9 protein-coding genes and 1 pseudogene are annotated in these 8,197 nt (G+C 57.2%); 4 read left to right on the top strand and 6 right to left on the bottom strand.

Annotated elements, in window-relative coordinates; genetic code table 11:
* Positions 1-578: 578 nt before the first annotated feature.
* The 5 genes and pseudogenes from Q8X48_RS24425 to Q8X48_RS24405 all read right to left on the bottom strand — a co-directional run.
* A pseudogene (locus Q8X48_RS24425) lies at positions 579-662 on the bottom strand (outer membrane lipoprotein carrier protein LolA); the annotation flags it as partial.
* Positions 653-811, bottom strand: a complete 159-nt coding sequence (locus Q8X48_RS24420; protein ID WP_407802789.1) for a hypothetical protein — start codon at positions 809-811, stop codon at positions 653-655. The pseudogene Q8X48_RS24425 and the gene Q8X48_RS24420, both read right to left, overlap by 10 nt.
* Positions 812-845: 34 nt before the next feature.
* Positions 846-2,228, bottom strand: coding sequence for an LLM class flavin-dependent oxidoreductase (locus Q8X48_RS24415; protein WP_407801699.1), 1,383 nt, complete (start codon positions 2,226-2,228; stop codon positions 846-848).
* A 37-nt stretch (positions 2,229-2,265) separates the two neighbouring features.
* A complete protein-coding gene (locus Q8X48_RS24410; protein ID WP_407801698.1) occupies positions 2,266-3,111 on the bottom strand; it encodes an amino acid ABC transporter permease in 846 nt (281 codons plus the stop codon).
* Positions 3,108-3,920, bottom strand: coding sequence for an ABC transporter substrate-binding protein (locus Q8X48_RS24405; RefSeq protein WP_407801709.1), 813 nt, complete (start codon positions 3,918-3,920; stop codon positions 3,108-3,110). Before Q8X48_RS24405 ends, Q8X48_RS24410 begins: the two co-directional genes overlap by 4 nt.
* A gap of 229 nt (positions 3,921-4,149) precedes the next feature.
* Between Q8X48_RS24405 and Q8X48_RS24400 the strand changes: the two genes are divergently transcribed.
* The gene (locus Q8X48_RS24400) at positions 4,150-5,322 is read left to right on the top strand and encodes a DUF1624 domain-containing protein (RefSeq protein ID WP_407801697.1); all 1,173 of its coding nucleotides are present in this window, start codon (positions 4,150-4,152) and stop codon (positions 5,320-5,322) included.
* A gap of 57 nt (positions 5,323-5,379) precedes the next feature.
* Here the strand turns inward: Q8X48_RS24400 and Q8X48_RS24395 are convergent, their stop codons facing one another.
* Positions 5,380-6,153 (bottom strand): ParA family protein, encoded by a 774-nt coding sequence (locus Q8X48_RS24395; RefSeq protein ID WP_015095171.1) that lies wholly within the window; start codon positions 6,151-6,153, stop codon positions 5,380-5,382.
* A gap of 236 nt (positions 6,154-6,389) precedes the next feature.
* Between Q8X48_RS24395 and Q8X48_RS24390 the strand changes: the two genes are divergently transcribed.
* The 3 genes from Q8X48_RS24390 to Q8X48_RS24380 all read left to right on the top strand — a co-directional run bounded on the left by Q8X48_RS24390 (position 6,390) and on the right by Q8X48_RS24380 (position 8,158).
* A complete protein-coding gene (locus tag Q8X48_RS24390) occupies positions 6,390-7,088 on the top strand; it encodes a potassium channel family protein (protein WP_407801708.1) in 699 nt (232 codons plus the stop codon).
* Positions 7,089-7,171: 83 nt separating this feature from the next.
* A complete protein-coding gene (locus Q8X48_RS24385) occupies positions 7,172-7,627 on the top strand; it encodes a glycine zipper 2TM domain-containing protein (protein ID WP_126045908.1) in 456 nt (151 codons plus the stop codon).
* Positions 7,628-7,699: 72 nt separating this feature from the next.
* Entirely contained in the window at positions 7,700-8,158 is a 459-nt protein-coding gene (locus Q8X48_RS24380) for a metallophosphoesterase family protein (RefSeq protein ID WP_407801707.1), read from the top strand.
* The last annotated feature ends 39 nt before the right edge of the window (positions 8,159-8,197 follow it).

Here is an 8,197-nt window from a genome sequence, read left to right as displayed (position 1 = left end):
CTCATCCAGATCACACGCGTTATCGTTAACGACCATCGCTGGCAAGCCAGCTCCCACAGGGGACCGCGTCGACGCGAGAAAACTGTAGGAGCCAGCTTGCTGGCGATGGACTCCAGTGCGCCGCGCTTATCCAGGTTACACGCGTTATCGTTAACGACCATCGCTGGCAAGCCAGCTCCCACAGGGGACCGCATCGACGCGAGAAAACTGTAGGAGCCAGCTTGCTGGCGATGGACTCCAGTGCGCCGCGCTTATCCAGGTTACACGCGTTATCGTTCACGACCATCGCTGGCAAGCCAGCTCCTACAGGGGACCGCGTCCACGCGAGAAAACTGTAGGAGCCAGCCTGCTGGCGATGGACGCCAGTGCGCCGCGTTCATCCAGTTCACACGCGTTATCGTTAACGACCATCGCTGGCAAGCCAGCTCCCACAGGGGACCGCGTCGACGCGAGAAAACTGTAGGAGCCAGCTTGCTGGCGATGGACTCCAGTGCGCCGCGCTCATCCAGATCACACGCGTTATCGTTCACGACCATCGCTGGCAAGCCAGCTCCTACAGGGGACCGTGCCCACGCTGAAACTACTGTAGGAGCGAGCTTGCTCGCGAAAAACCTGAGAGCGCCTCGGGGCGTCAGGCTTCCGGGGTTATCGTTCACGACCATCGCTGGCAGGCCAGCTCCCACAAGGGAACGCGTCCACGCTGAAAAACTGTAGGAGCCAGCTTGCTGGCGATGGACTCCAGTGCGCCGCGCTCATCCAGATCACACGCGTAATCGTTAACGACCATCGCTGCGATGCGGCGACCCGACAAGCTAGCGCCTACAAGTGACCTCCAGGCCTTGCCACTACAAACCTTCATTGAAACGGAACGAAGCGCCATAAGCCGACGCTGGCAAATGGTTCGAACCGTCACCCCTTAACCGCGAGCGAAAGGTGCCGCTTTGCGGTTGGGTCCGGTAGAGCCCACGTTTCTGCAATTCAGGGATCACCAGTTCTACGAAATCCTCAAGACTGCCCGGGCTGATCAGCGGATTAATCATGTACCCGCTGGTACCGGATATTCTGGCGTGTTCCTCAATGCGCTCGGCCACCTGTTGAGGAGTGCCCACGAGAATAAGATCACTGCCTCGGGTGACGCTGGCAAAACGCTGTTTGACGTCACCTGCCGTCAATGGTTTGCCACTGCCATCGGGATGCATCACATAGGAGGTCATGCCCTCGGTGTAGGTGGAAAGCGCCTCACTGTCGGCATAGCGGCCGATATCAATGCCGGTGTCGCCCGCGTAACTGACCAGTTGCGCCTGCAAGTGATAGTTGCTTTGCAGTTCGTCGTATTTGCGCTGCGCCTCAATCTCGGTTTTCGCGGTGACGATACGCAGCACTGTCAGGGACTTCACATCATCACGTTGACGGCCACGTGCTTGAGCCCTGGCCCAGATTTCCTCGAGCCCCAGGCGAATTTCCTGCGGGTTGGACTTGGCAATGAAGATCAACTCGGCGTGCTTGGCGGCGAACTCACGACCGCGCCCCGACCAGCCCGCCTGAATCAACAAAGGCGTCCGTTGTGGCGATGGGGACGTCAAATGCGGCCCGGCCACCCGGTAATGCTCGCCCACATGATTGATCGGTCGCACGCGCTCGCCCCGAGCGTAGAGCTGGCGCGCCTTGTCCGCGACCACGGCGTCGTCGGCCCAACTGCCCTCCCAGAGTTTGTAGACCACATCAAGAAACTCTTCGGCACGTTCATAGCGGTCATCGTGCTTGATCATCTGCTCCAGGCCGAAGTTGCGGGCGGCGCTGGACAGGTATGAGGTGACGATGTTCCAGCCGACCCGGCCGTTGGTGAGGTGATCCAGCGTGCTGAAGCGTCGGGCATGGGTAAAGGGATGTTCGTAGCTGGTGGTCACGGTAACGCCAAAGGCCAGGTTCTCCGTAGCGGCGGCCAAGGCTGGAATGATCATCAGCGGATCGTTCGCCGGGGCTTCCACCGCCCACTTCATCGCCGCATCGGCGTTGCCACCAAACACATCGTAGAAGCCCAGCACATCACCAAAAAACAGCATGTCGAGGTGAGCCTGATCGGCAATGCGCGCCAGGTTCGACCAATAGCCCAGAGAATTGATCGCCAGTCGTTCGTCAGCGGGATGGGTCCAAAGGCTTGGCGCGCCGCCACAGCCCACACTGGCTTGCTCATAGAGTGCAAACAAAAGAGGTTTTGGATCGGACATCGTGATTCCTGTAAGTAAAGTCATTAAACGGGGAGGTTCACCGCTGATTGTTGAAACCTTTGCCGTAGTGGCGCTCAAGGCGGTGCTGTATCAATTCCAGCCCGATGGACAGCAACCAATAGATGACCGCTGCGGTGGTGAGCATTTCGATGTAGCGATAGGAAGAGCGCCCATAGGACTGCGCCAGAAACATGACCTCCCACACGCCCATCACCGAAATCAGCGATGAGTCCTTGAGCATTGAGATGAACTGGCTGGTTGTCGGCGGAATGATCGTGCGCATGGCTTGCGGCAAGATGATGTGCACAAAGGTCGCCCTCGGCCCAAGACCCAGCGCCTTCGCCGCTTCGCGCTGCCCGGGCGCTACCGCCAGGATGCCGGCGCGAAAGATCTCGCTCAGATAGGCACCATAGTTAAGCGAAAGCGCAATGATCCCCGCGCTGATTGCACCGGGTACAACGCCCAACTGCGGCAAGCCCAGATAGATCAGCAGGATCTGGATCAGCAGCGGTGTACCGCGAAAAAAAGACGCATAGAAACTGGCGATACCGAATGCCACTGCGCTGCGTGACAGTCGCGCCAGCGCAGTGACAAAGCCAAGGAGCAATGAGAGCCAGATCGAACACAAGCACAGGAACAACGTCAGCGCGGCGCCTTGCAGGAAACCGTTTGGCCCAAGGTGCAGGCCGACCAGATTGGGCAATTTCTCCAGGATGATCGAAAACTTCAAATCGAAGCTCATGAAGAACAGGACGCACATTCCAGACAACGCCGCCCACGTCAAATACAGGCGAGTGCGAAATCCAAACAATTGGCTAAAGTGGCGCGTCTCGATTTCGGGGGCGGCAGTTGCCTTGGCCGGGTGTGGGTTGAGGGCTGTCATTGGCTGATGTCGGCACCGATCCACTTCTGCGAAATCTTGCTCAGCGTACCGTCAGTCTTGAGTTGAGTAATGACCTCGGTGACTTTGGCATTCCATTGCGGGTCGCCCTTTTCAATGGCCACGACGTTCGGTTCGGCATACAGCGTCTCGCCGGCTATCTTGAAGCGCGGATCCTGGGCAATCCGCTCGCGAGCGGTAATGAGGTTGGTGACCATGGCATCAAGACGCACGCCCGTTCCCAGCGCCAGATCCTGGAAGGCCACTGTTTCATTGTCATAAGGGGCCACCTGGACGTTATCGAACGGATAGTTCAATGGCTTGTCCTCGGCGCCCTCGATCACCAGGTCCTTGTTCAAGTAGGCTTCGTAAGTCGACGCGCTGATCACACCGACTTTTTTGCCGGACAAGTCTTTGCCCGCCGTGATGTCTTTGTCCTTGGCATTCACCACGATGACGGCCGGCGACTGGTAATACTCGGCCGGAAAATCAAATACCTCGGCGCGTGCCTTGCTCGGGGTCATCGAGCAGACGCAGATGTCATAGCGCCCACTCCAGCGGCCAGCGGCAATTACATCCCAGGACGGTGTTTCCAACTTGAGTTTGACCCCGAGGCGTTGCGCAACAGCCTTGGCAACATCCACGTCAAACCCGTCGAGTTGGTTCTGCTCATTGAGAAACGAGAACGGCGGATAACTTTCCATCAGGACGCCGGTCAGCTCCCCTTTCTGTGTCACGCGATCCAGGGTCGCACCCGCGAAAGCCGTTGAGCAGGTAGCGAGCAACGCCAAGCCAAAGGGTAGAAGCGCCATAGTTTTCAAAGACAAATGCTCCAATCAATTCAAAAAACTTGAATAGATTAAAACGCACTATAAAACGTATTTGTACTTTCTTTATGGAATAAACGACTCGCTTCAGGCTATATCGAAGCAATGGCCGGAACGTTCGCGGGACAGGTTTATATTATGTTATACTGTAACCACTCATAATCTGTCGGTGGCTACTGGCAGAGCTATCCACCCTCCCTGCCTGCGACTTTCGATGACAAACTTCAATCAGATTCCGCCCACCACGAGCCTAAGCCAGCGCCTGCTATCCATCGATGCCCTCAGGGGATTGGTGATCATATTGATGCTGCTCGATCACGTGCGCGAGACGTTCTTTCTACACCGCCAGGTAGCCGACCCGATGGTCATCGACACCACCGAACCGGCGCTGTTTTTCAGTCGGACTCTGGCCCATTTATGTGCGCCGGTGTTCGTTCTGCTCACCGGACTGTCCGCTTACCTTTACGGCGAAAAGCACCAGGGCAAGAAAGCCGTGTCGATGTTCCTGTTCAAGCGTGGTCTATTCCTGGTTCTGCTGGAGTTCACCCTGGTGAATTTCGCCTGGACATTCCAGTTCCCGCCCAATGTGATCTACCTGCAGGTGATCTGGGCGATTGGCGTCAGCATGACCGCCCTCGCTGCACTGATCTGGCTACCCCGGCCACTCCTGTGTGTTCTGGGCCTGGTCATCGTCGCCGGGCACAACCTGCTCGATTCTCTGCACTTCCCGTCTGGATCAGCGATGCACCTGCCCTGGGCAATCTTGCATGATCGCGGCTGGATCGAATTCTCCGACAGCTTGCGCCTGCGCACTTCCTATCCGCTGCTGCCGTGGATCGGTGTCATCGCCCTGGGTTACTGCATCGGCCCCTGGTTCGCACGCACAGCCTCAACCGCCGTGCGTCAGCGCCATCTGTTACTGGCCGGGGCCAGCGCATTGACCAGTTTCATCGCACTGCGCCTGGTCAACGGTTATGGCGAGGCACATTGGGTGCTCTATGAAAGCACCACACAAACCCTCATGAGTTTCTTCAACATCACAAAGTACCCGCCTTCCCTGCTGTTCCTCTCGCTGACGCTAGGGGTGGGCCTGTTGCTGCTGCTTGGCTTTGAGCGGGCTCAGCAACGCAAGTGGATCAGCACTTTGGCGGTATTCGGCGCAGCGCCGATGTTCTTCTACCTGCTCCATCTTTACGCGCTGAAAATGCTGTATCTGGCCCATGTGGTGTTGTTCGGTTTGAATCAGGGCAACTACTTCGGTTTCGACAGCATTTGGGTGGTGTGGCTGGCGGCAGCACTCCTGGCTATAACGCTGTATCTACCTGTGCGCTGGTTTGCCGCATTGAAGGCTCGTCGTCGTGATATCGGCTGGCTCAAATACTTCTGATCGGAGTACAGGTTCGTAACGGGCGGCTTGCAATAATGCGTAGACAGCGACTCGCTATCAGGCCGCCCGCTCCAGTGCATCCAGCAAGCCCGCGTACTCCAGCGAGAGTCTGTGGCGCGGGGCCAGATGCACGATGGGAACAGACACTTCGTGAGACTCGCGCATCTTGACGGAACTGCTGAGATAAACCGGCAGCACTGGCAAGCCTTCGGCCAGCAGCTCATTGACGAGATTCTGGTGTAACCCGGTGTGCCCGGTGAACTGGTTGACCACCACCCCTTCCACTTCAAGTGACTCATTGTGATCGAGTCGCAGCTCTTCCACTTGAGCGATGACCCGGTAGATCGCCTGGCGAGAAAAACTGTCGCAATCGAATGGAATCAGCAACCTGTCCGCCGCCACCAAAGCACTGAAGGTGTAGAAGTTCAGCGATGGCGGCGTATCGATATAGATGCGCTCATAATCCTCGGACAGTTCAACCAGCAACTTGCGCAGCTTGTTGATCTTGAACTTGCTCTCGAGTCTTGATTGCAGGTCTGCCAGATCGGGACTCGCCGTCACCAGGTGGAGGTTGTTGTAATGGGTCTCGGTGATGGACACCCGATTGCGCCTGCCTTCGAAGCCGCCGGACAACGTCTGTTTGAAGAAATCGGCTATGCCGGCAGGAATACGCTCGTTGCTCAGCCCCGTGAGGTAGTGAGTCGAGTTTGCCTGGGGATCGAGATCAACCAGCAGCGTTCGGTACCCTTCGGCAGCACTCACAGCGGCAAGATTGCAGGCGATGCTGGATTTACCAACGCCGCCTTTTTGATTGAATACGACACGACGCATAAGGCTTGCTCATCCATGAAAAGGCCAAAGGCCATCTGTAATAAATGTAATCACTCATGTCAATTCTATGACTGCAATATTACAGTTTCACGACAGGGGTTGCCTGAAGGCGCGGACTAGAGCATTCCACACCCATTCACGACTTGAATCGTACTGCCGACTATTCTGAAGCCAAGTCTGATTTCAACCGTGCGACGTCAGGTCCGAAGCACTACTTGGCCCTTTGGGAAACCGATATGACAAATCCGCAAGACAAAGCCGAATCCGACGCGGGTTTAGCTCAGATGCTCATGGGGAAAGGTCCCTGTACCTATCTGTTGCTGCTCTTGCTGGGATTGATCCTGCTGTTTCCCTTTCTTGAGGAAGGTCTGTTTGCTCGTACGTTGCTTGGCATTCTGTTTTCAATCGTGCTGCTCGTGGGTGCTTTCGTCACCAGGCAGACTCGGCGGGGGTTCATCCTCAAGCTGGGTCTGGCGTTGCTTGGGGTTGGTCTTCAATGGACGGCGTTGTGGGCTCAGAGTATCGCGATTCTCAACCTTGCCGGGATAGCTTATACGGCGTCTCTTGCCGTCTCGTTCAGCGGAGTGCTTCGCTATATTCTCAATCGCGGGCCAGTTTCTGCCGACAAGCTGCATGGCGCGCTTGCGGGTTACATCATGCTGGCCTTCGTCTGGTCCTTCGTTTATGCCCTGGTCGAAGTATCCAGCGCTGGTTCATTCGGCCCCGGCCACCTCGACTTCACACAGCCCGGCACGTTCTTCAAACTGATCTATTTCAGCTTCACGACACTCACAACCACCGGTTACGGTGATTTTATCCCGTTGACCAACCATGCCCGTTCACTGGTGATGGTCGAAGAATTTTCCGGCGTTTTTTACGTGGGTGTAGTGATTGCGCGGTTTGCCGGTCTTTATCCATCGAATCAGGCCAGGTGAAAGAACCGAATGCACCAGGCTTTTTCGTCTAACGTGAATTGAAGCGTTTGCATGATCTATTCCCCTGAAAATGGAGTTCGACAATGAAAACTTTCGCTTCCTGGCTGTCGGTTACGTTCCTTGGGCTGGTGCTTGGCGGCTGTGCCGCGGTCGGCGCCGGGAGCGGAGGCGCTGGCGAGACGCAGATTCGTTCGGGGAAAATCGAGCAGATTACACTCACCCAGATGCAGACCAATCACGATAGCGGCGTCGGCGCCATATTGGGCGGTCTTGGCGGTTTGGCCTTGGGAAGCCTGGTCGGCCAGGGGACCGGTCGGGATGTGGCGATGGTTGCCGGCGCCCTCGCCGGCGGGGTTGGCGGCAACTACGTAGAAAAGAAAAAATATGATCAGCCTGTAGACGCTCAGCAGATCATCGTTCGGACCCAAAGCGGCGTACTGGTTCAGGTGACCCAGCCAATCAATCCGGCGCTGACAAAAGGCCTGAAGGTTTATGTCGAGGGCAGCGGTAACGAAGCGCGGGTAGTGCCGCAAAGTTAGTGCCGCAAGGTTAGTGGCGGCAACAATCGCACAGCAGACAGGCCCGTCAGAATGCCGCTCGAACCGCCAGCAATGAAAGTCGGTGTCATCTCCGACACCCACGGCCTGCTCCGCCCCGAAGCCATCGCCGCCCTGCTGGGCTGCGATGGCATCATTCACGCCGGCGACATCGGCAGCGCGCACATCCTCGACCAATTGGCGGCCATTGCACCGGTGCACGTGGTGCGTGGCAACAACGACCTGGACGCGCCCTGGGCGCGCGAGCTGCCCGACTGTCTGCGCCTGGACCTCAACGGCTGGAAGGTCCTGCTGGTGCATGACATCGGCGACGTTGCAATCAATCCAGATGAGCGTATCGACCTGGTGATCTGCGGCCACTCCCATAAACCAGGCATCGAATGGCGCGGCGAACGACTGTTCCTGAATCCGGGCAGCGCCGGGCGTCGACGCTTCAAGTTGCCGGTCACCCTGGCGCTGCTGGAGCTGTCTGCACAGTCCATCGAACCTCGGCTGGTGTCACTGCTCGACTGATTCATCTGCCTGACACCGCCCCGCCTCTGCGCTGGTCAT

Source organism: Pseudomonas sp. QLc11A (assembly GCF_052112305.1).
In the GTDB taxonomy this organism is placed as follows: domain Bacteria; phylum Pseudomonadota; class Gammaproteobacteria; order Pseudomonadales; family Pseudomonadaceae; genus Aquipseudomonas; species Aquipseudomonas laurylsulfatiphila.
This window is presented reverse-complemented; position numbering and strand designations above follow the sequence as displayed.

Bases quoted from the DNA above. Each gene is read 5' to 3' on its own strand.
- Q8X48_RS24415 (WP_407801699.1), bottom strand. From the start codon at position 2,228: ATGTCCGATCCAAAACCTCTTTTGTTTGCACTCTATGAGCAAGCCAGT.
- Q8X48_RS24410 (WP_407801698.1), bottom strand. From the start codon at position 3,111: ATGACAGCCCTCAACCCACACCCGGCCAAGGCAACTGCCGCCCCCGAA.
- Q8X48_RS24395 (WP_015095171.1), bottom strand. From the start codon at position 6,153: ATGCGTCGTGTCGTATTCAATCAAAAAGGCGGCGTTGGTAAATCCAGC.
- Q8X48_RS24385 (WP_126045908.1), top strand. From the start codon at position 7,172: ATGAAAACTTTCGCTTCCTGGCTGTCGGTTACGTTCCTTGGGCTGGTG.
- Q8X48_RS24405 (WP_407801709.1), bottom strand. From the start codon at position 3,920: ATGGCGCTTCTACCCTTTGGCTTGGCGTTGCTCGCTACCTGCTCAACG.
- Q8X48_RS24400 (WP_407801697.1), top strand. From the start codon at position 4,150: ATGACAAACTTCAATCAGATTCCGCCCACCACGAGCCTAAGCCAGCGC.
- Q8X48_RS24380 (WP_407801707.1), top strand. From the start codon at position 7,700: ATGAAAGTCGGTGTCATCTCCGACACCCACGGCCTGCTCCGCCCCGAA.
- Q8X48_RS24390 (WP_407801708.1), top strand. From the start codon at position 6,390: ATGACAAATCCGCAAGACAAAGCCGAATCCGACGCGGGTTTAGCTCAG.